Annotated in this window: 21 protein-coding genes; 10 read left to right on the forward strand and 11 right to left on the reverse strand. The window is 70.2% G+C overall.

Annotated features, from left to right (window positions below; genetic code table 11):
• Positions 1-11: 11 nt before the first annotated feature.
• Positions 12-803, reverse strand: coding sequence for an aldo/keto reductase (locus tag ACFQ7F_RS25585; protein WP_383274482.1), 792 nt, complete (start codon positions 801-803; stop codon positions 12-14).
• A gap of 372 nt (positions 804-1,175) precedes the next feature.
• Between ACFQ7F_RS25585 and pqqA the strand changes: the two genes are divergently transcribed.
• The 7 genes from pqqA (at position 1,176) to ACFQ7F_RS25620 (ending at position 6,626) form a co-directional block, all read left to right on the forward strand.
• On the forward strand, positions 1,176-1,304 hold the full coding sequence (gene pqqA / locus ACFQ7F_RS25590; RefSeq protein WP_383274377.1) for a pyrroloquinoline quinone precursor peptide PqqA: 129 nt from the start codon (positions 1,176-1,178) through the stop codon (positions 1,302-1,304).
• 10 nt (positions 1,305-1,314) lie between these two features.
• Positions 1,315-2,217, forward strand: coding sequence for a pyrroloquinoline quinone biosynthesis protein PqqB (gene pqqB, locus ACFQ7F_RS25595; RefSeq protein WP_383274381.1), 903 nt, complete (start codon positions 1,315-1,317; stop codon positions 2,215-2,217).
• The gene (pqqC, locus tag ACFQ7F_RS25600) at positions 2,214-2,921 is read left to right on the forward strand and encodes a pyrroloquinoline-quinone synthase PqqC (protein ID WP_383274385.1); all 708 of its coding nucleotides are present in this window, start codon (positions 2,214-2,216) and stop codon (positions 2,919-2,921) included. The genes pqqB and pqqC overlap by 4 nt, the downstream gene beginning before the upstream one ends.
• Positions 2,912-3,223 (forward strand): pyrroloquinoline quinone biosynthesis peptide chaperone PqqD, encoded by a 312-nt coding sequence (gene pqqD / locus ACFQ7F_RS25605; RefSeq protein ID WP_383274388.1) that lies wholly within the window; start codon positions 2,912-2,914, stop codon positions 3,221-3,223. Before pqqC ends, pqqD begins: the two co-directional genes overlap by 10 nt.
• 11 nt (positions 3,224-3,234) lie before the next feature.
• Complete coding sequence (pqqE, locus tag ACFQ7F_RS25610) at positions 3,235-4,344, forward strand: pyrroloquinoline quinone biosynthesis protein PqqE (RefSeq protein WP_383274391.1); 1,110 nt, start codon at positions 3,235-3,237, stop codon at positions 4,342-4,344.
• A 137-nt stretch (positions 4,345-4,481) separates the two neighbouring features.
• Complete coding sequence (locus tag ACFQ7F_RS25615; RefSeq protein ID WP_383274394.1) at positions 4,482-5,525, forward strand: chitinase; 1,044 nt, start codon at positions 4,482-4,484, stop codon at positions 5,523-5,525.
• A 3-nt stretch (positions 5,526-5,528) separates the two neighbouring features.
• Positions 5,529-6,626: a PQQ-dependent sugar dehydrogenase gene (locus ACFQ7F_RS25620; protein WP_383274397.1), complete on the forward strand. Its 1,098-nt coding sequence runs from the start codon at positions 5,529-5,531 to the stop codon at positions 6,624-6,626.
• Between the two features lie 10 nt (positions 6,627-6,636).
• Here ACFQ7F_RS25620 and ACFQ7F_RS25625 read toward each other — a convergent pair whose 3' ends face one another.
• The 5 genes from ACFQ7F_RS25625 to ACFQ7F_RS25645 form a co-directional block, all read right to left on the reverse strand.
• Positions 6,637-7,437 (reverse strand): ABC transporter ATP-binding protein, encoded by an 801-nt coding sequence (locus ACFQ7F_RS25625; protein WP_383274400.1) that lies wholly within the window; start codon positions 7,435-7,437, stop codon positions 6,637-6,639.
• Positions 7,434-10,223: an ATP-binding cassette domain-containing protein gene (locus tag ACFQ7F_RS25630; RefSeq protein WP_383274403.1), complete on the reverse strand. Its 2,790-nt coding sequence runs from the start codon at positions 10,221-10,223 to the stop codon at positions 7,434-7,436. Before ACFQ7F_RS25630 ends, ACFQ7F_RS25625 begins: the two co-directional genes overlap by 4 nt.
• Positions 10,224-10,238: 15 nt before the next feature.
• Positions 10,239-11,513 (reverse strand): ABC transporter substrate-binding protein, encoded by a 1,275-nt coding sequence (locus tag ACFQ7F_RS25635; RefSeq protein WP_383274406.1) that lies wholly within the window; start codon positions 11,511-11,513, stop codon positions 10,239-10,241.
• 144 nt (positions 11,514-11,657) lie between these two features.
• Positions 11,658-13,481, reverse strand: a complete 1,824-nt coding sequence (locus ACFQ7F_RS25640) for an AMP-dependent synthetase/ligase (protein WP_383274409.1) — start codon at positions 13,479-13,481, stop codon at positions 11,658-11,660.
• Positions 13,482-13,685: 204 nt separating this feature from the next.
• Positions 13,686-15,203 (reverse strand): MFS transporter, encoded by a 1,518-nt coding sequence (locus ACFQ7F_RS25645; RefSeq protein WP_383274412.1) that lies wholly within the window; start codon positions 15,201-15,203, stop codon positions 13,686-13,688.
• Positions 15,204-15,323: 120 nt separating this feature from the next.
• Here ACFQ7F_RS25645 and ACFQ7F_RS25650 point away from each other — a divergent pair, with 120 nt between their 5' ends.
• Positions 15,324-16,343: an Lrp/AsnC family transcriptional regulator gene (locus ACFQ7F_RS25650; protein WP_383274415.1), complete on the forward strand. Its 1,020-nt coding sequence runs from the start codon at positions 15,324-15,326 to the stop codon at positions 16,341-16,343.
• 6 nt (positions 16,344-16,349) lie between these two features.
• Here ACFQ7F_RS25650 and ACFQ7F_RS25655 read toward each other — a convergent pair whose 3' ends face one another.
• Positions 16,350-17,225 carry a LysR substrate-binding domain-containing protein gene (locus ACFQ7F_RS25655; protein WP_383274418.1) on the reverse strand — a complete coding sequence of 292 codons (876 nt, stop codon included), beginning with the start codon at positions 17,223-17,225 and terminating at the stop codon, positions 16,350-16,352.
• 127 nt (positions 17,226-17,352) lie between these two features.
• Here ACFQ7F_RS25655 and ACFQ7F_RS25660 point away from each other — a divergent pair, with 127 nt between their 5' ends.
• Positions 17,353-18,402: a bile acid:sodium symporter family protein gene (locus ACFQ7F_RS25660; RefSeq protein WP_383274420.1), complete on the forward strand. Its 1,050-nt coding sequence runs from the start codon at positions 17,353-17,355 to the stop codon at positions 18,400-18,402.
• Here ACFQ7F_RS25660 and ACFQ7F_RS25665 read toward each other — a convergent pair.
• The 3 genes from ACFQ7F_RS25665 to ACFQ7F_RS25675 form a co-directional block, all read right to left on the reverse strand.
• Positions 18,338-19,594: a DUF4185 domain-containing protein gene (locus tag ACFQ7F_RS25665; RefSeq protein ID WP_383274422.1), complete on the reverse strand. Its 1,257-nt coding sequence runs from the start codon at positions 19,592-19,594 to the stop codon at positions 18,338-18,340. The genes ACFQ7F_RS25660 and ACFQ7F_RS25665 overlap by 65 nt on opposite strands.
• Before the next feature lie 10 nt (positions 19,595-19,604).
• Positions 19,605-21,503 (reverse strand): exo-alpha-sialidase, encoded by a 1,899-nt coding sequence (locus tag ACFQ7F_RS25670; protein WP_383274425.1) that lies wholly within the window; start codon positions 21,501-21,503, stop codon positions 19,605-19,607.
• 134 nt (positions 21,504-21,637) lie between these two features.
• The gene (locus ACFQ7F_RS25675) at positions 21,638-22,573 is read right to left on the reverse strand and encodes a zinc-binding alcohol dehydrogenase family protein (protein ID WP_383274428.1); all 936 of its coding nucleotides are present in this window, start codon (positions 22,571-22,573) and stop codon (positions 21,638-21,640) included.
• 91 nt (positions 22,574-22,664) lie between these two features.
• Here ACFQ7F_RS25675 and ACFQ7F_RS25680 point away from each other — a divergent pair, with 91 nt between their 5' ends.
• Positions 22,665-23,108, forward strand: coding sequence for a MarR family winged helix-turn-helix transcriptional regulator (locus ACFQ7F_RS25680; RefSeq protein WP_383274431.1), 444 nt, complete (start codon positions 22,665-22,667; stop codon positions 23,106-23,108).
• A 120-nt stretch (positions 23,109-23,228) separates the two neighbouring features.
• Here the strand turns inward: ACFQ7F_RS25680 and fdhD are convergent, their stop codons facing one another.
• Complete coding sequence (gene fdhD, locus ACFQ7F_RS25685; RefSeq protein WP_383274434.1) at positions 23,229-24,092, reverse strand: formate dehydrogenase accessory sulfurtransferase FdhD; 864 nt, start codon at positions 24,090-24,092, stop codon at positions 23,229-23,231.
• Positions 24,093-24,097: the final 5 nt, after the last annotated feature.

Here is a 24,097-nt window from a genome sequence, read left to right on the forward strand (position 1 = left end):
GGGTGACCGCCTCAGACCACGTCGAACTCGGCCGGGTCTGCTCCCAGCCGCCGGTCCTCGTTCAGCGCGCTGATCGCCGCCATGTCCTCGGGGTCGAGCTCGAAGCCGAAGACGTCGATGTTCTCCTTGATCCGCGACGGCGTCACGGACTTGGGGATCACCACGTTGCCCAGCTGGATGTGCCAGCGCAGGACGACCTGTGCGGGCGTGCGCCCGTGCTTGCGGGCGATCGCGACGATCGCCGGGACGTCCAGGAGGCCCTTGCCCTGGCCGAGCGGGGACCAGGCTTCCGTGGCGATGCCCTGTTCCGCGTGGAACTCGCGGGAGACGCGCTGCTGGAGGTGCGGGTGGAGCTCGATCTGGTTGACCGCCGGGACGACCGATGTCTCGGCGAGCAGCTGCTCCAGGTGCTCGGGCAGGAAGTTCGAGACGCCGATGGCCTTGGCGCGGCCGTCGGCGTGGATCTTCTCGAGCGCCTTGTACGTGTCGACGGCGAGGCCCTTGGAGGGCAGCGGCCAGTGGATCAGGTAGAGGTCCACATGGTCGAGGCCGAGCTTCTCCAGGGACACGTCGAAGGCGCGGAGCGTCGAGTCGTGGCCCTGGTCGGCGTTCCAGAGCTTCGTCGTGACGAAGAGCTCTTCGCGGGCGATGCCGGAAGCGGCGATGGCCTTGCCGGTGCCCTCTTCGTTGCCGTAGATGGTCGCGGTGTCGATGCTGCGGTACCCGGCCTCCAGCGCCGTCGCGACCGCCGACTCGGCCTCGTCGTCCGGCACCTGCCAGACGCCGAAACCGAGCTGCGGCATCTCGACGCCATTGTTCAGGATGATCGGGGGGACCTTGCTCACGAGCTCTCGATCCTTAAGTCGTCGGGTGGTACTTCCATGGTCAACGATCAGATGCGGTACTGCATTCCTGGACCACTCCCGAGTGAAGTCCGGGCGTTTTTTGGTCCGCACCATTGACCGCGTTCCGTCATGCCGCGACTCTATTGCACGTCACTGAACGCAGAACACTCATGTGAACGCCTGGTGAACACCCCGATGCACCCGCGTCATCCCTCGTCACGGGGGCCTCACGGGTATCTCACGGGGCCCTCACCGGAGCGGGCACCGGGCCACTCCGCGCACGGTGACTCCTGAATAACCCCCATTCTTCAGGAAGGCAGCCACACGCCCATGAACGATGACCAGAACCCCACCACGCCCGGAGTGGCGGAAGCCGTCACCACCGTATGGCAGACGCCCGAATACGAGGTCGTGGAGACGGCACTCGAAGTGACCGCGTACCGCAGCGCCGACCGGTAGACCCGCCGCCATGCTGCTGCAGGTGCTCGGCACCGCGGCGGGCGGCGGGCTGCCCCAGTGGAATTGCGCGTGTCCCGGGTGCACCGGGGCACGCGCCCACCCGGAGCGCCGCCGTCGGCACGCCTCACTCGCCGTTCGCGCGGGGGAGGGGCGGTGGTACGTCGTCAACGCCACCCCCGACATCGGTGAACAGATCGAGGGGGCGGCCGAACTCCGTCCCGGGCCCGGCGCCCGGCAGACCCCCGTCGCCGGCGTCGTCCTGACCGACGCCGAACTCGACCACACCCTCGGCATCGCCCGACTCCGTGAAGCGCACGACGGCGTCGACGTCCTCGCGACCCCGCCCGTCCTCGACGCCGTCCGGGAAGGGCTGCGGCTCGATGCCGTCCTCGGTCCGTACACGCAGGTGCGGTGGCGCGAGCTGACCACCGACGCCGGGTGCCCGCTGGACGGGGAATCCGGTCTCACCGTGAGCGCCGTCCCCCTCTCGGCCAAGAAACCCCGGTACGCCGCCAACTCGGCCGACCAGAGCAGCAGTTGGTCAGTCGCCCTTCGTCTGCACGATCCCGGCACCGGCCGGACCCTCCTCTACGCCCCCGCCCTCGCCCTATGGTCCGACGCCTTCGACGAAGCCGCGCGCGACGCCGACTGCGTCTTCGTCGACGGCACCTTCTGGGACGACGACGAACCCCTGCGCTCCGGCTTCTCCACCCGCACCGCGACCGGCATGGGCCATCTGCCCGTCGCCGGGCCCGGCGGCACCGCACACCGGCTCGCGCGACTGCCGGGCCGCTGCCTCTACACCCACCTCAACAACACCAACCCGCTCGGGAACCCGCACGCCGAACAGCACAAGCTCCTCGCGGAGTGGGGAATCGAAGTCGCGGCAGAACGGATGGTGATCGAGCTGTGACGGACCCCGGATCCACTCCATGGACACCCGGCGAGTTCACCGAGCGGCTGCGCGCCGTCTCGGCCGAGCGCTATCACGACCGGCACCCCTTCAACGTACGCATGCACGAAGGCGCCCTCACCCGCGAGGAGTTGCGCCGCTGGATCGTGAACCGGTTCCACTACCAGCGCCACATCCCCGTCAAAGACGCGCTGATCCTCGCCAAGTTCGACGAGCCGTCGCTGCGCCGCGGCTGGGTGCGCAGGATCCAGGACCACGACGGGGAGAAGGAGGGGGACGGCGGCATCGATCGGTGGCTGCGGCTCGGCGAGGCCGCCGGGATCGAGCGCGGCGAGCTCCTCGACGCCTCGCGGGTGCTGCCCGGTGTGCGGCTCGCGGTCGACGGATACGTCAACTTCTGCCGTCTGCGGCCCCTGCTCGACGCCGTCGCCGCCTCGCTCACCGAGCTGTCCGCGCCGGATCTCATGCGGACCAGGATCGACGCGTTCGAGCGGCACTACCCGTGGATCGACACGGAGGGCCTCGCGTACTTCCGCACCCGCGTGGAGCAGGGCAGCCGTGACGGTCAGGAGGCGCTCGGGCTCGTCCTGGAATGGGCGCGCACCCGGGAGGAGCAAGGGCGGGCCGTAGCGGCGCTCGGCTTCAAGTGCGACGTGCTGTGGACGCTGCTCGACGCGGTCGACCGGGGGCCGGTGTGCGGTTGACGGCGGAGGAGGCGGCGGCAGGTCCGGCAGACGGTGCCTTACGTCCTGACTGGCGGCCCGCGTTGGTGCGCTCGGTGCTCCTGCGGCACGACCGGGTGCGCGGAGTCGACCTCCTTGTGCTGCCCGAGCGTGTGGTCGTGCTGCGCGGGTCCGCCGGGAGCATCGTGGAGCTGTGCGACGGGGAGCGTGAAGTCGGCGTCATCGTCGAGGAGTTGGAACGTCGGAATCCTGGCTCGGCAGCGGTGGCCGAAGACGTGCCGCGGTTCCTCGCCGCGCTGCGGGCAGAGGGGTGGCTTCGATGACGGTGGCCTCGATGACGGAATCCCCTCGCCCCGCGCAGCCGCCCTGGGCCCTTCTCGCCGAGCTCACGCACGGGTGCCCGCTCCGGTGTGCCTACTGTTCCAACCCGACCGAACTGGTGGCGCGGAACGAGGAGTTGAGCGCCGAGCAGTGGAGTGACGTCATGCGCCAGGCTGCTGACATCGGCGTCGTGCAGACGCATCTGTCCGGCGGGGAGCCACTCCTGCGCCGCGACCTCGCCGAGATCGTCACGGCCGCCGACTCCGCCGGGATCCATACGCAGCTCGTGACCAGCGGCGTCGGCCTGCACGAAGCGCGCCTCAAGGCCCTCGTCGGTGCGGGCCTGCGCAGCGTCCAGCTGTCCGTGCAGCACGCAGACGCGGACAAGGCCGAACTCATCGCCGGAGCAAGGGCGTTCACCGCCAAGGAACGGGCGGCCGCGCTCGTGCGGGCGGCGGATCTGCCGCTCGGACTCAACGCCGTGCTGCACCGCGCCAACCTCGACGCGCTGGACGGAATCGTGGAGCTGGGCCTCGCCTGGGGCGCCGACCGGGTCGAGCTGGCCAACACCCAGTTCTACGGCTGGGCGCTGCGCAACCGGAGCGCGCTGCTCCCGGACCGCGCCCAGGTCGCGAGGGCCCGAGAGCGCGTCGAGCGGTGGCGGGAGCGCCTCGCGGGGCGCATGGAGCTGGTGTGGGTGGCGCCCGATTACGTGGACGGCATCGCGAAGCCCTGCATGGGCGGCTGGGGCGCCGTCTCGCTGACCGTCGCCCCGGACGGCACGGTGCTTCCGTGCCCCGCCGCCGGTGAACTCCTCGGGCGCGACGCGCCGAACGTCAAGGACCACCAACTGGGCTGGATCTGGCGGGAGTCGACGGCCTTCAACCGCTACCGGGGTGAGGGCTGGATGCGTGAGCCCTGCCGCAGCTGCGCACTGCGGACCGTGGACTTCGGCGGCTGCCGCTGCCAGGCGTACGCCCTGACCGGCGACGCGTCCCGCACGGATCCCGCCTGCCACCGCTCACCGGACAACGGGGCGGTGCGCGCTCTCGTCGACGCCGGGGGAGGCGCGACGGCAGCAACGGCGGGCGACTTCGCCTACCGGGCGTCCCCGAAGACGTAACCCCTCCTCTCGGCGCGGGACGTCATCCCACTCCTGCGTCCAAAGATCGTTAGGAACCCTTCCTAACAGCCCTAACAGCCCTAACAGCTCCTATCGACCCCTATCGGCTCCTGACAACGCAAAGGAGAACACCCCCCATGTCTCACACCCCCCGCAGAACGGCCACCGCGCTGGCCGCGGCCGGAGTCCTCGCGACGACGGCGTCCCTCGCCCTGGCCGCGCAGTCGTCGGCCGCACCCCCGGAGGCAACGACCAAGGCGGCGACGGCCAAGGCACCGACGGTGCAGGCGTCCGGCACCATCCACGCGGCCCCGTACGAGTACCTCGGCTGGGGCAGCCCCCAGAAGCCCACCGACGTGATGGCCGCGACCGGCGTCAAGTGGTTCACGCTCGCCTTCATCCTGTCCGACGGCGGCTGCAACCCGGCCTGGGACGGCAACCGCCCACTGAAGGGCGGCTCCGACGAGTCCGCCATCAAGTCCATACGCGGCGCCGGCGGGGACATCGTCGTCTCCGTCGGCGGCTGGAGCGGCGCCAAGCTCGGCGAGAAGTGCACCAGCGCCACCGCGCTCGCCGGGGCGTACCAGAAGGTCATCGACGCCTACAAGCTCAAGGCGTTCGACATCGACATCGAGGACACCGAGTTCAGCAACGCGACCGTGCGCCAGCGCGTCGTCGACGCCTTGAAGATCGTGAAGCAGAAGAACCCGGGGATCGTCACCTACGTGACCATGGGGACGACCCCGAGCGGTCCCGACGCCACCGGCAAGGACCTCATCAAGCGCGGCGCCGCGGCCGGTCTCGACAACAACGCCTGGGTGATCATGCCGTTCGACTTCGGCAGCCACAGCGGTTCCATGGGGGACGCCTCGGTCAGTGCGCTTGAAGGCCTGAAGGGCGCGGTCAAGAGTGCTTACGGCTACAGCGACGCCGACGCGTACAAGCGCATCGGTGTCTCCTCGATGAACGGCAAGACCGACGTGGCGGGCGAGACCGTCACCACGGGCGACTTCAAAAAGATCCTCGCCTACGCGCAGCAGCACCACATCGCGCGGTTCTCCTTCTGGGCCGTCAACCGCGACCGGGACTGCTCGTCCGGCGGAGGCGCCGGGGACTCGTGCAGCGGCGTGTCGCAAGCCCCGTACGACTTCACCAAAATCGTTGCTCAGTACGGGGGTTGAGACATGAACATCGGCAAGAGGAGAGCGGCCGTGCTCGGCGCAGCGGCCCTGGTCGTCGGGCTCACGCAGTACGTCACGTCCGCGTCCGCTGCTCCGGACCAGCCGAAGGCGGCGGCCGGCGAACCGACGGACATCAAGACGATATCCACCGGCTGGACCATCCCATGGGGTACGTCCTGGACGCCCGACGGCGCGTCCGCCCTGGTCACCGAGCGCGATGACTTCCGCGTCCAGCTGGTCTCCAAGGACGGCAAGGACAAGAAGCAGATCGGCACCGTGCCCGAGTCCCAGACCACCGGCGGCGAGGGCGGGTTGATGGGTGTCGCCGTCGACCCGCAGTGGGACACGAACCGCTATGTGTACGTCATGCACACCTCGTCCGAGGGCAATCGCATCGCGCGCATGACGTACGACGGAACGAAGCTGACCGACTACAAGGTTCTGCTCAAGGGAATCAAGAAGAACAAGTACCACAACGGCGGCCGCCTGGCCTTCGGCCCCGACGGCTATCTGTACGCCACCACCGGCGACGCCCAGGACGGCGCCCTCGCGCAGGACAAGAACTCCCTCAACGGCAAGATCCTGCGCCTCACCAAGGACGGCGACGCGGCCCCCGGCAACCCCTTCGGCAACTACGCCTACAGCATGGGACACCGCAACCCGCAAGGCATCGCCTTCGACGCTCAAGGGCGGCTGTGGGAAGCCGAGTTGGGGCAGAACGCGAAGGACGAGCTGAACCTCATCAAGCCCGGCAAGAACTACGGCTGGCCCACCTGCGAAGGCACCTGTGACGTCTCCGGCATGACCAACCCCAAGACGACCTGGGGCGTCGCCGAGGCCTCGCCGAGCGGCGTCGCCGTCGTCGACGGCGCGGTCTACATGGCGGCGCTGAAGGGCGAGCGGCTCTGGCGCATACCCATCAACGCCGACAACGAGGACGTCGGGACGGCGAAGGCGTTCTACGTCGGTGAGTACGGACGCCTTCGCGCGGTCACGGCCGTACCGGGAGCCGACCAGCTCTGGCTCTCCACCACCAACGCCGACAACAACGGCGGGAAGCCCGACGGTTCGGACCAGATCTTCCGCGTGACCATCGGCTAGCGGAGCGGTCCTAGACCGTGGTGGTGCCGAGGTACGCGTCCCGCACCCTCGGGTCGGCGCGTACCTCGGACGCCGTGCCCTGGGCCAGGACCTTGCCCAGATCGAGGACGACCACGCGGGCGCAGAGCTCCATCACGAAGGCGACGTTGTGCTCGACGAGGAGCACGGCGCAGTCCTCCTCGTCCGCGAGGTGCCGGATGACGGCCGAAAGGCGGCCTCGCTCGTCGGCCGTCATGCCGGAGGCGGGCTCGTCCAGGAGCAGCACCCTGGGCGGGTCCGCCACCGCGCGCGCCAGTTCCACCATGCGGGCCCGGCCGACGGGGAGCGCGCCCGCGTAGTCTTCGGCCAAGTGCTGAAGTTCGCACTCACGCAGCACAGTTGAGGCGCGGGCCCGTCTCTCCTTCTCATGGGTACGCCGGGTGGGCGCCGCAAGGAGATCGGCGGCGAACCCGCCACCGCCGCCCCGCCACTCCTGCGCGACGAGCAGATTGTCGGCGACCGTGAGCTGCCCGAAGAGCTGCTGACGCTGGAAGGTGCGGCGCATGCCGTGCCGGGCACGCCAGACGGGGGAGCGGCGTGTGACGTCGACGCCGTCGAGCAGGACGCGCCCCTGGTCGGGGCGGCGGATGCCGGAGACGACGTCGAACAGCGTGGTCTTCCCTGCCCCGTTGGGGCCGATGAGGCCGCAGACCTCGCCTGCGCGCAGGCTCAGGTTCACGTCGGTCAGGGCGTGGATGCCGCCGAAGCGGACACCGATGCCGGTGGCTTCGAGCAGGTGGTCGCTGGAGGCTTCGGGTACGCGGTCGCTCATGGCAGGCCCGCTCCTTCGGTGTGGCCCGTCGCGGCTATGCCCAGATAGGCCTCGGTCAGCTGGTCCGTCCGGACCTCGGAGCGCGGGCCGCACCAGGAGACCCGGCCCTGCGCGAGGTAGGCGACGGTGTCGGCGATGCCGAGGATCTCGGCGGCCTTCTCCTCCACCAGGAGCAACCCCGTCCCGGAGTCGCGGAGTTCGGCGAGGAGACGGAAGACCTCGTCGACCACCCGGGGTGCGAGGCCGAGGGACGGCTCGTCCGCGATCAGTACCTTGGGCGGGCGCTGGAGGAGGGGCGCGAGGGCGAGCATCTGCTGCTCCCCTCCGGAGAGGGAGCCCGCGGTGACCTTCCGCCGTGCGGCGAGGCCGGGGAACCGGGCGTAGACGGCGTCGCGCGCGTCTCCCTCCGGGAGGCGCAGGGCGAGGTTCTCCTCGATGGTGAGCGAGGGGAAGATGCCGCGGCCTTCGGGGGCGAGGAGGACTCCGTCTCGGGAGCGGTGTACGGGGCCGGTGCGCGTGGCGTCCTGTCCGGCGATGTAGATCTGCCCCTGGGCAGGGGAGATCAGCCCTGCCGCGACTCGGCATGTCGTCGACTTGCCTGCCCCGTTGGGGCCGAGGAGGGCGAGGATCTCGCCCGGGTGGACGGTGAGGGTCACTCCGTGGAGGACGGGGGTGGTGTCGTATCCGGCGTGGACGTCACGTAGGGCTAGGGAGGGCGGGTTCTTTTCCCCAATCCCGCCCCTTCCCGAAAACCCGCTCGGCGCGGGGGCCTTAGTGGCCGTCATCACCGGCTTCGCCGAGTTCGTCCTCAAACGCCGGACGGGCTGTGGAGTGCCATCCGCGGCGGAGCCGCCCATAGATGCGCCAGCCCCCACCACCCGTACCCGCCTCCGATGCAGCCGCACCGAAACCGCCGCACAGTACCCATCGGGATCATTGGCCAGGGCCAGCCCCGCCAAGCCGAACAGAATCACCGGCAACTGCACGGACTCCGTCACATAGTCGGCGACCAAGTGCGGCACGATCGCGAAGACAAGCCCCGCCACCACCGCGAACTGTGGCCGCCGCACCCCCGCGGCCACCACCACCGCCAACCAGATGAGCCCCGTCATCGCGGTGAAGTCCGTGGCCGTGATCCGCGTGTTGAACGACGCGTACATCACGCCGCCGAACCCCGCGAGCCCCGCCGACAAGGTGAACACAAGCAGCTTCGTCCGCACCACCGAGACCCCGGAGGCCATCGCGGCAGCCGGGGCGGACCGCACCGCAAGCATCGCCCGCCCCGTCGCGGAACCCCGCAGCGCGCTCAACGCGGCCACGGCCACCGCTACCAGAACGACCATCGCCACGCCCATCGCGCGGTCGTCGCTCAGGTCGACAGGGCCGAAGACGGCGCGCGGGATCTCCCACCCAGTGTCGCCGTTCCTCAACCAGCCCATCTGGAAGAGGACTTGATCGGCGAGGAAGGCCAGGGCGAGCGTGGCAAGGGCGAGGGACCGGCCGCCGAGACGCAGCGCAGGAAGGGCGACAAGCGCGCCGAGCATCGCCGCCCCGCACGTCCCCACAAGCGCCGCTGCGATGAACGGCCACCCATGGCTCATCAGCAGCCCCGCCACAAGGGCCGCGCCCGTCACGAACGTCGCCTGCGCCAGGGACACCATCGCGCCGAGCCCCGTCACCACCGTGAAGGAGATGAAGACCAGCGAGATCGCGAGCCCCTGCGCGAGGATGCCGCTCCAGAAGGGCGTGGTGACCGTGTAGAAGGACAGTGCGAGCAGTACGCCGCCCACGGCCCACGGGCCCCACCTGCGCATCCACGACTTCCCGGCGAGATAGTCGATCGGCGGCGCGTCCACCGCCGCCGTGCCCGCGGTCCGCTGCCGCCGCGTCATCAGAAGCAGCCCGGCGAAGAGGATCAGGAACGGGACCGCCGTACGGAACCCGGTGATCTTCTCCGCGAAATCCGCGTACCCGGCGACCAGATTCTGCAGGACCCCGAGCCCGAGCCCGCCCGCGAACGCCAGCGGAATCGACATGAAGCGCCCGAGGACGGCGGCCGTGGCCGACACGAACAGGAACAGGGTGAAGTCATGTGATGACAACCCCAGCAAGGGAGTGGCAAGGACACCCGCCAGGCCCGCGAGGCCCGACGACAGCATCCACGCCACCGACGAGAGCCGGTCCGCGCTCATGCCCCGCAGCTCCACGAGCGAGCGGTTGTCCACCGCGGCGCGCAGTCGGAGCCCCAGCGGCGTATGCCGCATCAGGATCCATAGGCCGACCGCGACCACGGCCGTCGCGACCCACGTGATCAGCTGGTCGGAGTCGATGCCGACACCGTCCATCAGCTGCCAGTTCTTGGCGGGGCTCGGCCCGACGCCCGGCAGCCCGAACTGGTTCTCGGCCGGTTTGACGGAAGCTCCCGCGTCCTCCAGGAGCTCCACCACCCAAAGACCGAGCGCGGGCAGCGCGACGAGCAGCCCGATCGTCGCCACGATCTGCGCGGTCTCGCCCACCCTCGCCAGCTTGCGGAACATCAGCCGGTCGAGGCCCCAACCGAGCGCGGGCGCCACGACACAGACGAGAAGCAGCGCCGTCGGCACGGCGGGCCAGCCGAAGCCGGAGTGGAGTTCGTAGAAGGCGAGCGCGCAGAGGTAGGCGGTCGCGCCGTGCGCGAAGTTGAAGAGGCCGGATGCGGAGTAGGACAGGACGAGGCCCGTCGCCAGCAGCGCGTACAGGGCGCCGGAGACGAGACCGCTCAGCACGAATCCCAGCAGGTCGGACATGGCTGACCTGCCCTTCTACTGGAAGGGGATGGGGTCGTAGCACGTGAAGGGCGAGGACACCGAGTACTTCCCGCCCTTCAGCTGGACGAGGGCGCCGCAGCCGAACGACTCCTTCTGCCCCTTGGGCAGGCTGCGGTCGCCGACCATCGTGTCCTTGTCGGAGAAGCCGTTCGCCGCCTGCTGGAAGGAGTCGAGGTTAAGCTCCTTGCCCGCCTTGTCGGCGACGGAGAGGAAGAGGTCCGCCGACATATAGCCGGTCATCATGTGCATGTTGAGCGGCACGTCCTTGCCCGCCGCCTTCCTGATGTCCGCCTTGAACTGCTTCATCGCCGCGGTGTTCTGCTCGAACGGCTGGAAGGCAAGGAGGATGTGCACGCCGTCGAGCGCCTTCTTCGTCGCGCTCTTGGCAAGGAGACCGGGGTCGTAGTCGGTCGGATCCGTGATCACGCCCTTGAAGCCGGAGCGTTTGACGGCCGTGAACAGGCCGATGTTGTACGGGGTCTGCATCACGGAGACGACGACGTCCGGCGCCTTGCCGCCGTCGGAGCGCAGGATCTCCTTCGTGTACGCCGACCAGTCGCTCGGCACGGAGGTCGCGGGCACGGTCGACTTGGCGTACGTCACCTTGTAACCGGCCGCCGCGAAGCTCTGCTTGTAGGTACGGATGGCGAAGGTGCCCGCGTCGTTGTCGTTGGCGAGGATCGCCACCGACTTGCCCTTCGAGCCGTCCGTCACCTTCTTCAGGCCCTCGGGCCAGCTCTGCGTGATGGTGCCGCCCGGCATCGGCACCATGCAGCCGCCGAAGCCGTACATGTAACTCGGGCCGCAGAAGGGCGGGATGGTGCCCCAGCCGAACGTCGGGACCTTCTGTTTCTGGAGGAAGTCGGCGCCGGAGAAGGTGACCGAGCTCATCGGAGAGACCGCGAAGACCTTGTCCCGCTGGACGAGTTTGCGCGCCGCCGCGAGATTCTTGCCGGGGTCCTGGCCGTCGTCCTCCGCACCCAGGTAGTCGATCTTCCTTCCGTGTACGCCGCCTTCGGCGTTCGCGCGGTCGAAGCGGGCCTTGGCGCCGAGGTCGGTGTCCTTCTTGCTGTAGCCGCTCGCGGTCGTCATGGAGACGATGCCGCCGACCTTGATGGAGTCGGCGCTCACACCGCGTACGGAGCCGCCCGCCTTGTCGTCGCCGCTCGAACCACTGCTGTTGGAGGCGGAGTTGCAGGCGGTGGCGAGCAGCAGTGCGACCACGGTGGCGGTGGTGGTGGCAGTGATGGTGCGGAACGATCGCGACACGGGCGAGCCCCCTCCGACGAAGTGAGGGTGATTCTGTGCGCGACCTGATGAACCGTCAATAAGTGACGCACCATCAGATGGGCGGTAACGGGTGAGTGGGCGGGAAAACACCGCCGCGAAGCGGCGTTCCTTGAAGCCCCCGCGTCAAGCGCGGTAAAGAGCCTCGACCTCAGCCGAGTAAGCAGTCTCGATCGCCTTACGCTTCAACTTCAGTGAGGGGGTAAGCAACCCGTGCTCCTCGGAGAACTGGTGAGCCAGTATCCGGAACGTACGGATCGACTCGGCCTGCGAGACAAGCGTGTTGGCGGCCACCACGGCCCGCCGCACCTCGGTCTCCAGATCCGGGTCGCGCACCAGGTCCGTGGGGGACATCGACGGCTTGCGACGCATGGTCAGCCAGTGCTCGACGGCCTCGCCGTCCAGCGTGACGAGCGCGGCGATGTAGGGGCGGTCGTTGCCCACGACGATGCACTGCGCGACCAGCGGATGGTCGCGGACCCGTTCCTCAAGCTGACCCGGCGAGACGCTCTTGCCGCCGGACGTCACCAGGATCTCCTTCTTGCGCCCGGTGATCGTGAGGTAGCCGTCCTCGTCGAGCGCGCCCAGGTCACCGGTGGCGAGCCAGCCCTCGTACAGGGTCGCGTCGGTGGCCTTGGGGTCGTTGAGGTAGCCCTGGAAGACGTTGCCGCCGTTCAGCCAGATCTCGCCGTCGTCCGCGATGTGCACGGTGGTGCCGGGGATCGCCTGGCCCACGGTGCCGTAGCGGGTGCGCTCGGGCGGGTTGGCGGTCGCGGCGGCCGTGGACTCCGTCAGGCCGTAGCCCTCGTAGATCTCGACGCCCGCGCCCGCGAAGAACAGGCCGAGGCGCCGGTCCATCCCGGAGCCGCCCGACATCGCATGGCGCACACGGCCGCCCATGGCGTCGCGCACCTTGGCGTAGACGAGCTTCTCGAAGAGCGAGTGCTGCATGCGCAGGGCCGCCGAAGGTCCTGGCCCCGTGCCGAAGGCCTTGGCCTCCATCGCGTCCGCGTACCGCACGGCGCACTCAACGGCCTTGTCGAAAGGACCCGACTTGCCGTCCTTCTCGGCCTTGCGCCGTGCCGCGTTGAAGACCTTCTCGAAGATGTACGGCACGGCCAGGATGAAGGACGGGCGGAACGCCGCCAGGTCCGGGATGAGCGCTGCCGCGTTCAGGCTCGGCTGGTGGCCCAGCTTGACCCGGCCGCAGACCGCGGCGACCTGCACCATCCGCCCGAAGACGTGGGCCAGCGGCAGGAAGAGCAGTGTCGTCGCCTCGTCGCCGCGCCGGGAGTGGAAGACCGGCTCCCAGCGCTGGATGACCGTCTCCGCCTCGAACATGAAGTTCGCGTGGGAGATCAGACAGCCCTTGGGGCGGCCCGTGGTGCCCGAGGTGTAGATGATCGTGGCGATCGAGTCGGGGGTGACGGCGCGGCGGTGGCGGTTGACCACCTCGTCGTCGACGTCCATGCCCGCACGGTTCAGTTCGTCCACGGCGTCGGCGTCCAGCTGCCACAGCCTGCGCAGCTGCGGCAGCCGGTCGATCACCGAGCCGATCGTCATCGCGTGGTCCTCGTGCTCGACCATGGCGGCCGACACCTGCGCGTCGTGCAGCATCCAGAAGACCTGCTCGGCGGAGGACGTGGGGTAGACGGGCACCACCTGGGCGCCGACCGTCCAGAGCGCGTAGTCGAAGAGCGTCCACTCGTAGCGCGTGCGGCACATGATGGCGACCCGGTCGCCGAAGCGCACGCCCTGGGCCAGCAGCCCCTTGGCGAGCGACATCACCTGGTCGCGGAACTCCGCCGAAGTGACGTCGTGCCATACGCCGTCGGTCTTGCGACCCATGGCGATGTGGAGCGGATCCTCAAGGGCATGGTCGAACACGACGTCGGCAAGGCCGCCCACCAGCGGCGCCGACGCCATCGGAGGGTTCGTGAACTCGCGCAATGATGCTCCTTGTGGCGCTCCGCACAGCGCCGGTGACGGTACCCCACCGAGGAGCCGGGCGGGAGAGGGGTGACCGACCCCTCGGTACGTACCATTCACGCTGGTCAGCCGGTTAAATCCGGCCACAAGGGGAGAGGCGGGACAGATTACTTACGGTTGAGTAAGTTTCGGTGGCGTAATCTCCACCGAATCTGTACGCAGCGGTTACTGCTGTGACTGTTCTTCGAGGACGCGTCCGGCAGGTGCCGGAACCTTCGCCTCCGGTGTCTCCGATACCCCCTTGTCCGGCGCCGTACGCGCGGACCGCACCATGACGAGCACCGCCGCTCCCGCCACCAGACCCACCACGCCCGCGACGACCGCCGCCGAGTTCAGACCGGAGGCGAACGCCGTCCGCACCGCATGATCGGAAAGCGTGCCACGCATGGCCGAGGCGCCACCGCCCGCGACGGTGTGAGCCGCGTCATGGCCGAGCGTGTCCTGCATGCGCGAGGTGAGCACCGTGCCGAAGACGGCGACGCCGAGCGCGTACCCGAGCTGACGGAACGTGTTGACCGCACCGCCCGCCATCCCCGAGTTGGCCGGTGGCACCGCCGCGAGGGCCGCGCCCCCGAGCGCCGGTGAGACCAGGCCGGTACCGATGCCCGCGAGGGTGAGCCCGGGAACGAGCGAGCCCCACGACGACCTGGCGTCGAGCACCGCGAGGGCGACCCCGCCCGCGCCGATCAGAAGCAGCCCCACACCGATCGTCAGCCGCGCGGGCACCCCGTGGAGCAACCGTCCGCCGATCGCGGCCACGACGAACGAGGTCGCGGCAAGCGGCAGCATGACGAGACTGCCGGAGACCGGGCTCATGCCGAGCACGGTCTGCAGCCAGATCGAGAGGTAGGGCATCAGGCCGAACGCGGCAGCGTTGTAGCCGATCGCGCCGACCAGTACGCCCGTGAAGGCGGGCATGCGCAGGAGCTTCAGGTCGAGCAGCGGGTGCGCGACGCGGCGTTCGACGGCCACGAAGGCGGCGAGCGCGAGCACCGCGACCGTGAGGGTCACCACGGTGGGCGTCGACGTCCAGCCCTCCGAACCGGCCCGCACCACTCCGTAGGTGAGTCCGCCCGCGAAGAGCGCGAACGTCACCGTGCCCGCCCAGTCGACCCGCCGGCCCGCCTGCCCCTTCGACTCCGGCACCACGCGCAGCGTCAGCCACATCGACGCGACGCTCACCGGCAGGTTCACGAAGAAGATCCACCGCCAGCCGGGCCCCTCGGTGAGCAGCCCGCCGACGATCGGCCCCATCGCCGCCGCGGCACCGCTGACCGCGCCCCAGACGCCGAGCGCGACCGACCGGTCCCGCCCCTGGTAAGCGGCGCCGAGCAGCGGCAGGGTCGTCGCGAACATCGCGGCGGCGCCGAGCCCCTGCAAAGCGCGGGCGGCCACCAGGACCTCCGCGTTCGTGGCGAGCCCGCAGCCGAGCGAGGCGAGCGCGAAGAGCGCGGTGCCCGCCACGTTGAGCCGCCGTCGGCCGAGCACGTCCGCCGCGGCCCCGACCCCGAGCAGCAGCGCGGCAAGCGCGAGCGCGTAGCCGTCGATCACCCATTGCAGATCGCTCAGCGAGGCGTTCAGGACCCTCGCCATGTCGGGCAGTGCCACGACCACGATGGTCACGTCAAGCAGCAGCATGAACGTCCCCAGGCATACCGCTGTGAGCGGCCCCCATGTACGCATCTTCAATTCTCCTCGTGCGATTCGTACGACGTGTACGGCGCGTGTGTGTGCCTCGTACGATGGAGGCCGACCGGACGATCCGGGTCACCACTTCTGGAACAGCGAAGGAATCCGACACCGATGGGCACTGTGGCAACGGAATCCCCCATATGGGGCGCGCAGGACGCGCAGAGCTCGCTCGACGTCAGACTCCTCCAGGCCCTGGAGATCGACGGGCGCGCACCCTTCAGCAAGATCGCCGCCGTCCTCGGTGTCTCCGACCAGACCGTGGCCCGCCGCTATCGCAAGCTGGTCTCCGACGGCAGCCTGCGGATCGTCGCCGTCCGGGACCACGGGAAGCTCGGCCAGGACCAGTGGATGCTGCGGCTGCGCTGCGCCCCCGACGGCGCCGAGGCCATCGCGAGCGCCTTGGCCCGCCGCCCCGACACCGCGTGGATCGGCCTCACGTCCGGCGGCACCGAGGTCGTCTGCTGCACCCGTCCCCGCACCCGCACCGACCAGGACGACCTGATGCTCGGCAAGCTCCCGCGCACCCCGCACATCATCGACATCCACGCCCAGCAGGTGCTGCACCGCTTCTTCGGCGGCCCGGACGGATGGCTGATGAAACACGGGCCGCTCAGCGCCGAGCAGTCCGCGGCCCTGCGCCCCGCACTGCCCGCGTCCGCCGTCCGCGCCGAGGGACCCCTGCGGATCGAGCCGGAGGACGAGCCGCTCGTCGCCGCGCTCGAAGAGGACGGCCGCGCGACCTACCCGGAGCTCCAGCGGGCCACCGGGCGCTCGGAGTCCGCGGTCAAGCGCCGCCTCGGCGCTCTCCGTGCGTCCGGCGCGATCTACATCGACATCGAGTACGCCAACACCCTCATCGATCTGCACGTCGGGGCGATGCTCTGGATCACCACCGCTCCCCGGGCCACGGACTCGGTGGGCAGGGCTCTCGCCTCCCACGCCGAGATCGCCCACGCGAGCGCCGTGGCAGGACCCTCGAACATCATGGCGACGGCGGTGACGCGCGACATCCCCGCGCTCTACGCCTACCTCAGCGGAAAGCTCGGCCAACTCGACGGCGTCCAGCACGTGGAGACCGCGCCGTTCATGCGCCGCGTCAAGCAGCTCACGTACCGGCCCTACCTCCGCTGACGCTCCCTACCTCCGCTGACGCCGCCGGTGCAGCCGGTCGCCGCCCGCCAGGATCGACGCTGCCAGCGCGTCCGCCGCGCCCTGCGCGGTAGCCCGCCGCTCGCCGTGCAGGAGCACGAAATCGACCGCGCCGAGCTCCGGAAGGCCCGCCCGCTCAGGGACGCGGACCAGGCCAGGCGGGATCAGGCCGTGGGAGTGCGCCATCACGCCGAGTCCCGCGCGCGCCGCGGCGACCAGGCCGTTCAGGCTGCCGCTCGTGCAGGCGATCCGCCACGCACGGCCGCGCCGCTCCAGGGCTTCGAGGGCGAGGGCGCGGCTGATGCCCGGCGGCGGGAACACGATGAGCGGTACCGGCTCTTCGGGGTCGAGCCGCAGCCGCTCGGCGCCGATCCAGACGAGCTCGTCGTGCCAGACCAGCTCACCGCGCGGGTCCTCCGGGCGCCGCTTGGCAAGGACCAGGTCGAGCTTGCCCGCGTCCAGCTTCTCGTGCAGCGTGCCGGACAGCTCGACCGTCAGCTCCAGATCGACGTCCGGGTGGTCGGACCTGAACGACTCGAGGATGTCGGTGAGCCGGGTCAGGACGAAGTCCTCCGACGCCCCGAACCGCAGCCGCCCGCCGAGCCGGGTGCCGGTGAAGAACGCCGACGCCTGCTCGTGCACCTCCAGGATCCGCCGCGCGAAGCCGAGCATCGCCTCGCCGTCCTCCGTCAGCTCCACCGAGTGCGTGTCGCGCGCGAAGAGCTGGCGCCCGGTGGCGTCCTCAAGGCGGCGCACGTGCTGGCTCACCGTGGACTGGCGCAGGCCCAGGCGCCGGGCGGCCTGCGTGAAGCTCAACGTCTGGGCCACGGCGAGGAACGTACGGAGCTGGGCGGGGTCGTACATGGTCACGAGGCTATCGCAGGTTATCGCGGAACGTGATGACAGTCAGTGCGGTATCCGGGATTCCCGATTGCGGTGATCAGGAGGATCATCAAGAGGGCACGATGTGAACCGAAACTGTTGGAGCGAAGTGAAACGCCCGAGCTGGCCCACCTGGATGCCGATCGACCCCTACATCCTGGCGTTGCTCGGCACAGTAGGTGTCGCCGCGCTGCTGCCCGCGCGCGGCGTCGGCGCCGACATCGCGGGCGGGGCGTCCACCGCGGCCGTCGCCTTCCTCTTCTTCCTCTACGGGATGCGGCTCTCCACCCGCGAGGCCCTTGACGGGCTCAAGCACTGGCGGCTCCATGTCACCGTCCTCGCCTGTACGTTCATCGCCTTCCCGCTGCTCGGGCTCGCGGCGAAGGGACTCGTTCCGTACGTCCTGACGCCCGCCCTCTACAGCGGATTCCTCTTCCTGACGCTCGTCCCCTCCACGATCCAGTCGTCGATCGCCTTCACCTCCATGGCGCGTGGCAACGTCCCCGCGGCGATCTGCGCGGGCTCCTTCTCCTCGCTCGCCGGCATCGTCGTCACGCCGCTGCTCGCCGCCGCCCTGCTCGGCAACAGCGGGGGCGGGTTCTCCGCGGACTCGGTCATGAAGATCGTGCTGCAGCTCCTGGTCCCGTTCCTGGCCGGTCAGTTGCTGCGCCGGTGGCTCGGCGGCTTCATCGCACGCCACAAGAAGGTGCTCGGCTACGTCGACCGGGGCTCGATCCTGCTCGTCGTCTACACCGCGTTCAGCGAGGGCATGGTGGAGGGCATCTGGCACCAGGTGACGCCGCTGCGGCTCGGCGCGCTGCTCGGCGTGGAGGCGGTGCTCCTCGCCGCGATGCTCGCCCTCACCTGGTACGGGGCCAAGCGGATGGGCTTCGACCGCGGGGATCGTATCGCCATCCAGTTCGCCGGGTCGAAGAAGTCCCTCGCGGCGGGACTTCCCATGGCGAGCGTCCTGTTCGGCGCCGAGGCCTCACTGGCCGTGCTGCCCCTGATGCTCTTCCACCAGATGCAGCTGATGGTCTGCGCGGTGATCGCCAAGCGGCGCTCGCGGGACCCCGAGGACGCTGAGGAGTTCGTCACCGAGCCGTCGCAAGCCGAAGAGACACGAACCGCGGTCGGTACAGGGACACGTTCCGGCTGACGTTCGCCTGCGCGCTCGCGGGCGCCGCGTCCAGCCAGTTGACGTCGTAGCTGAGCAGCAGCTGCCCGTTGCCGCTGAGCGCCGGATGGGCCTGGGGGTTGTACGCGGCCATGTCCTGCTGGGCCGAGCCGTCCTTCGGCAGCGGCGGCGCGAAGCCCTTCGCGGGGCCGTGCCAGGGGCCGGTGGGCGAACACGCCCAGTAGGACGTCACGTCGGTCAGACCCTCGGTGCCCGCGGCCATGGTGAACAGGACGTACGTCCCCTTCACCCGCACCACCGTGAACGCGCTGCCCACACCCTTGCGTTCGCCGTCACCGAGGACGTGCCGCGGCTTCCCGGACTCCGTCCAGTCCTTGCCGTCCCAGTACCGCCACGCGCCGGGCTCCGCGAGCCTGCCCTTGGGGACGCGTGCCACGTATGCGTGCGAGGCGGGGCGCGCTGCGGCCTTGCCGTCGTTGCCCCCGAAGACGTACGTCCAGTCCCCGTCGTCGACCGTCGTCGTGCCGTACAGGACGCGCTTGTCCGGGTCAGGCACCGATTGCTGGTCGGAGACCTTGACGATGCCCTCGACGCGCAGATCGGGCAGGGAGAGCGTGGCGACCTCGGTGGCGAGCGGGACGCCGTAGATCCACGGGCCCGTCCCGGTGGCGCGGGTCCACAGCAGGACGCGTACGACGTCCTCGGACGAGCCGGGGGAGCGGGGCTCCACCTTCGCGGCGACCGGCCAGCGCCACTGCTGCGGTGCCGGGTCGGGGAAGAGCGGGGCGGGCAGGGTGCGCTGCAAGGTGCCCGAACGCGACATCACCACCGCCGAGTTGCGGACCATGGGTGCGGTCGTGTCCCGCCATGTGTGGGGCTGGCCCACCGGGTTGGGCGGCGCGTGCACCTGACCGAGGAAGGTGTCGGAGAACAGCCAGAGCAGCCGCCCGTCCGGCAGGCGCACCGAATGCGTGCCGTCCCCGCCGGTCCAGTCGTCGGCCCGCGCGGTGTCGTCGCCGTAGCGGGCGAACGCCCCGGTGACCTTGTCGTCGGCGGTCCAGGACGAGACGGTGCGCGCCTCGCATGCGTCACCGCCCTCCCGGTCGTCCGGGAGGGCGGTGAGCAGCACGGCCGCGCAGGCCAGGGCGAGCAGCAGGACGATCCAGATCCTGCGCGCGCTCGGGCCGCCGCGTGGACCTTGGTCGACGGGCACGTGCGGGACGTTAGTTGCTCGCGCGCACGTGGTCCATGGGGAGCCATGCCACGGTGTCCCGCGTCACAGGAGACTTGGACCCGCTGTCCCCGCCGAGCTGCGCCAGCTCGGAGTCGCTCAACGCCCGGTCATAGACGCGCACTTCGTCCATGGCGCCCGTGAAGTGGGCTCGGCTGTCGACCCGCTGCCCGACGTGGAATCCATAGCCGGAGTTGCGGGTGACCGAGCCCGGTACGTCGGCGGTGGTGATCTGCGTGCCGTCGATGGACAGCGTCAGCTGCCCGCCGCCCCGGCGCAGCGCGATGTGGTGCCACCGGCCGTCGTTGTACGCGCCCGTGGTGCGCACGGACGCGGACTTCGGGGGAGCGGCGCCCTCACGTGTGGTGATCAGGCCCGTGACGCGGTTGCTCGCGGGCTCACCGCGCAGCCACACCTGGGGCTGGTTGGTGCCGATGCCGCCCATCCACAGCAGTGGCTGTTCCCCGCTTGTCGCGGAGTAGCGGAACCACAGAGATGCCGTGAAGTCCTTCGTGCCGAGGGGGAGTTGGTCGCGGTAGGGCAGACGTACGGCGTCGTTCGACCCGTCGAGGGCGATGGCCTTGCCGAACCGGCCGTCGGTCGTGGACGCCCCGCCGAGCACCGCCGCGGCCTTCGCGCGCGGCGCGCGGTCGGTGGTCGTCGGGTCGGGGCCCCGGCGCGGCTGCAGCCAGTCCTCGGTGAAGCGTGCGAAGCGGATCTCGTCGCGGGCGTCGACCGCACCGCCCTCGTACATCAGGCCCACGTGGTCGCCGTCGGCCCGCACCATGTCCGAGTAGCCGGACCAGTCCGCGGTCACCGTCGTGCCGCGGTCCACGCTGTCCCAGGTGCGGCCGCCGTCATAGGAGGAGCGGATCTGCATCGTGCGGCGGCGGTCGGGGTCACCGGGGCAGGCGAGCAGCATGCGCTTGCCGAACTGGAGCGTGGAGCCCTGTACTTGGGGCGTGTAGAGATCGGGGATGGCCTTGAACGGCGCGACGAAACTGTCGCCCCCGTCGCGGCTGACCGTGTGGGTGCGGTGCCCCAGATCGGTGCCGTCCTGCTCGCGACCGCTGACGTAGAGGGTCCCGTCCGGGCGCTCCGTGACGGTCATCTCCGACGGCTTCTGCCGGAAGGTGCCGTCGGCCGGTATCGGATATGAGTCCTTCGCGCCGATCTTCCAGTTGTCGCCGCCGTCGTCGCTGACGATCAGCGCCGCGTGGTTCGCGGTGACCCGACTGCCGTCCCACGTCTCGGTGTTGGCGGTGAAGACGAGCCGCCCCGCGTGCCGGCCACGGGTCAGCTGGAGTCCGTGTACGGGGCCTGTCGCGTACCAGGAGTTCCAGTCCTTGGGCAGGATCTGGTCGCTCAGGTCGCGCGGCGCCGACCAGCTGCGGCCGTCGTCGTCGCTGTACTGGAGGTGCGGGGTGCGGTCGCAGGGGACGGCGCAGTTCCCGCCGTCCGTGCGGCCCGTGTTGTACGTCTCCGCCAGGAGGATGCGGCCGGTCCCGCGGTCCACGACCGGCGCGGGGTTGCCGTGCGTGTCGCCCGCGCCCTCGTTGACGACCTGGAGCGGACTCCAGGTGCGGCCGCCGTCGTGCGAGCGCTTGACCACGATGTCTATGTCGCCCGCGTCGCTGCAGTCGTTCGTCCGTCCCTCGGCGAAGGCGAGGAGCGTGCCCTTCACCGTCTTCACGACGGCGGGGATGCGGTAGCAGGCATACCCGGGGTCCTGCGAGGCCTTGAAAAGCACCTGCTGCTCGAACCCCGTCGCACGGGCGTCCGGCGCGGCGTGCGCCGAAGGGCCGGGGAGCAGCGCCCCGACGGTCACGACGGTCAACGCGGCCACGGCAGCGCGTAAGGATCTGAGGCGTACACGGAGAGCTGATGGCATGGCGCGGTCCACCCTTCAAGGTGACTGGACATCCTGACATCCCACGTCCAACGTTCGCGCCTCAGACGCTACTGGGACGGCTCGACACCCCACAAGAAGCGTGCGTGGCACGAATGGGTGTGGCCTGGTCAGGCTCAGGGAATCAGGACGACTTTCCCGAGGTTGCTCCGCGCCTCGATCACCGCATGCGCCTTCCCGGCGTCCTCGAGCGTGAACTCCGCGTGTACGGCAGGGCGCAGGGCGCCTGTCAGGAAGAGCCGCCACAGCTCGCGCCGCCAGGCTTCGTACACCTCGGGCCTCCCGCGCGCGATCAGCGCCATCTGGAAGCCGATGACCGACTTGGCGCCCACGAGCAGGTCGTACGCCTGAATGGTGCCGCCGCCCGAGCTGTACGCGACGAGGCGCCCGTGCGGCGCGAGGGCCCGTACGGCGGGCGTGAGGAGCTCGCCGCCGACCGCGTCGAGGACGTAGTCGACGGGCTCGCCCCAGGTCTCTTCGCCGTACGTGACGACCTCGTCGGCGCCGAGCGAGCGCAGGAAGTCCGCCTTGCCGGACCCTGTTCCGTCTCCCGACGTGGCTCCCACGACCCGCGAGGCGCCGCGCGACTTGGCCAGTTGCAGCGCGAGATGGCCGACTCCGCTGGCCGCCGCCGTGATCAGCGCGGCCTCGCCCGGCGCGGGGCGCGCGGCGTCGAGCGCGCCGTACGCGACGAGTCCGCTGCGGACGAGTGTGACCGCGTCGACGGCGCTCGCCCCCTCCGGGACGGGCGAGGCCATCGTGGAGTGCAGGAGCGCGAACTCGGCGTAGCCGTGCCCGAAGCAGAGCCCCGTGACGCGGTCACCCGGCGCGTACCCGCTCACGCCGTCCCCGGCGGACACCACCTCCCCGGCGATCTCCCCGCCGAGCGGGATCGGATCGCGGGGTTCGCGGACCTTGCGTACGACGGGGAGCGTGACCCCTGCCGCCTCGACGCGTACCAGGAGCTCGCCGGGGCCGGGTGCGGGGACAGGCGCCTCCTCGGTGAAGAGGACCTCGGGGCCACCGTTGTGTTCGTACCGAACGCGACGCATGCGCACTCCAAGCAGTGGGAAATCGTTGGGAGTCCCAACAGTACTCGGATTTTCGTTGGGAGGTCCAACGATGTGTGGATAGGCTGGCCCCATGCAGCCGACCCCGCCCGCACCCAGCGGCATCCGCACCCTCCCCAGCTGGCTCCTCGGCCGCGCGGCGGCCCGTGGCCGCGCCCTCGTCGCCGAGGCGCTTGCGGACGAGGACATGAAGATGTGGCACCACGTGGTGCTCTCCGCCGTCGCCGATCAGGGCCCCGTCGCGCAGGCGGCGCTCGGCCGCAGCATCTCGCTCGACCCCAAGGATCTGGTCGGCGTCATCAACGACCTGCAGGACGCCGGACTCGTCCTGCGCGCACCGGACCCCGCCGACCGCCGCAAGAACGCGGTCACGATCACGGAGGACGGCGAGCGGACCCTCGACCGCTGTGCCGAGGTGGCGCGGCGCGCCAACGACGAACTCCTGGCGCCTCTCTCGGCCGCCGAGCGGGAGCAGTTCCTGACACTGCTCACCCGGATCTCGGGCACCGAGGCATAGGGAATAGGGATGGCATAGGGGCGTAGGGGCATAGAGACGGAGCGGGACCGGGACCCCGCCGGCGCAGGGGGCGCTCCCCGCCGGCCGGGGTCCCGCCGCCGTGCAGCGGGCAGCGGCCGGTCAGCCCTGGGAGGCCGTGGCCCGCACGGCGATCCGGTGCTCGCCCGCGTACACGTTCATGGAGGAGCCGCGCAGGAAGCCGACCAGGGTCAGACCCGTCTCGGCGGCCAGATCGACGGCGAGGGAGGAGGGCGCGGAGACGGCGGCGAGTACCGGAATGCCCGCCATCACCGCCTTCTGCGCCAGCTCGAACGAGGCGCGCCCCGACACGAGGAGCACGGCACGCGACAGCGGCAGACGGCTGTCCTGCAGGGCTCGCCCCACCAGCTTGTCGACCGCGTTGTGCCGGCCCACGTCCTCCCGTATGTCGAGGAGTTCACCGTCCTCGGAGAAGAGCGCCGCCGCGTGCAGACCCCCGGTCCTGTCGAAGACCCGCTGCGCGGCACGCAGCCGGTCGGGGAGGCACGCGAGCAGCTCGATTCCGAGCCGGACGGGGTCGGTGGCGCCGCCGTCCGTGTCGTCGATCGCCCAGCGGGCCGTCGTACGGACCGCGTCCAGGCTCGCCTTGCCGCACAGGCCGCAGGACGAGGTGGTGTAGACGTTGCGTTCGAGGGTGATGTCGGGCAGGACGAGCCCCGGAGCCGTCTTCACGTCGACCACGTTGTACGTGTTCGAGCCGTCCGCGGTGGCGCCCGCGCAGTAGACGATGGACTGGAGCTCCTCCGCCGAGCCGAGCACCCCCTCGCTCACCAGGAAGCCCGCCGCGAGCGCGAAGTCGTCACCCGGCGTGCGCATGGTGATGGCGAGGGGTTTCCCGTTGAGCCGGATCTCCAGCGGTTCCTCCGCGACGAGGGTGTCGGGCCGTTCGCTGACGACCCCCTCGCGGATGCGGATGACGCGGCGGCGCTCCGTGACTCGTCCCATGTCGA

This window comes from Streptomyces sp. NPDC056486 (genome assembly GCF_042795295.1).
Lineage (GTDB): Bacteria > Actinomycetota > Actinomycetes > Streptomycetales > Streptomycetaceae > Streptomyces.

Bases quoted from the DNA above. Each gene is read 5' to 3' on its own strand.
- ACFQ7F_RS25585 (WP_383274482.1), bottom strand. From the start codon at position 803: ATGCCGCAGCTCGGTTTCGGCGTCTGGCAGGTGCCGGACGACGAGGCC.
- ACFQ7F_RS25625 (WP_383274400.1), bottom strand. From the start codon at position 7,437: ATGAGCGACCGCGTACCCGAAGCCTCCAGCGACCACCTGCTCGAAGCC.
- pqqA (WP_383274377.1), top strand. From the start codon at position 1,176: ATGAACGATGACCAGAACCCCACCACGCCCGGAGTGGCGGAAGCCGTC.
- ACFQ7F_RS25680 (WP_383274431.1), top strand. From the start codon at position 22,665: ATGCAGCCGACCCCGCCCGCACCCAGCGGCATCCGCACCCTCCCCAGC.
- ACFQ7F_RS25670 (WP_383274425.1), bottom strand. From the start codon at position 21,503: ATGCCATCAGCTCTCCGTGTACGCCTCAGATCCTTACGCGCTGCCGTG.
- ACFQ7F_RS25615 (WP_383274394.1), top strand. From the start codon at position 4,482: ATGTCTCACACCCCCCGCAGAACGGCCACCGCGCTGGCCGCGGCCGGA.
- pqqE (WP_383274391.1), top strand. From the start codon at position 3,235: ATGACGGAATCCCCTCGCCCCGCGCAGCCGCCCTGGGCCCTTCTCGCC.
- ACFQ7F_RS25675 (WP_383274428.1), bottom strand. From the start codon at position 22,573: ATGCGTCGCGTTCGGTACGAACACAACGGTGGCCCCGAGGTCCTCTTC.
- pqqB (WP_383274381.1), top strand. From the start codon at position 1,315: ATGCTGCTGCAGGTGCTCGGCACCGCGGCGGGCGGCGGGCTGCCCCAG.
- ACFQ7F_RS25650 (WP_383274415.1), top strand. From the start codon at position 15,324: ATGGGCACTGTGGCAACGGAATCCCCCATATGGGGCGCGCAGGACGCG.
- ACFQ7F_RS25620 (WP_383274397.1), top strand. From the start codon at position 5,529: ATGAACATCGGCAAGAGGAGAGCGGCCGTGCTCGGCGCAGCGGCCCTG.
- ACFQ7F_RS25630 (WP_383274403.1), bottom strand. From the start codon at position 10,223: ATGTCCGACCTGCTGGGATTCGTGCTGAGCGGTCTCGTCTCCGGCGCC.
- ACFQ7F_RS25645 (WP_383274412.1), bottom strand. From the start codon at position 15,203: ATGCGTACATGGGGGCCGCTCACAGCGGTATGCCTGGGGACGTTCATG.
- fdhD (WP_383274434.1), bottom strand. From the start codon at position 24,092: ATGGGACGAGTCACGGAGCGCCGCCGCGTCATCCGCATCCGCGAGGGG.
- ACFQ7F_RS25655 (WP_383274418.1), bottom strand. From the start codon at position 17,225: ATGTACGACCCCGCCCAGCTCCGTACGTTCCTCGCCGTGGCCCAGACG.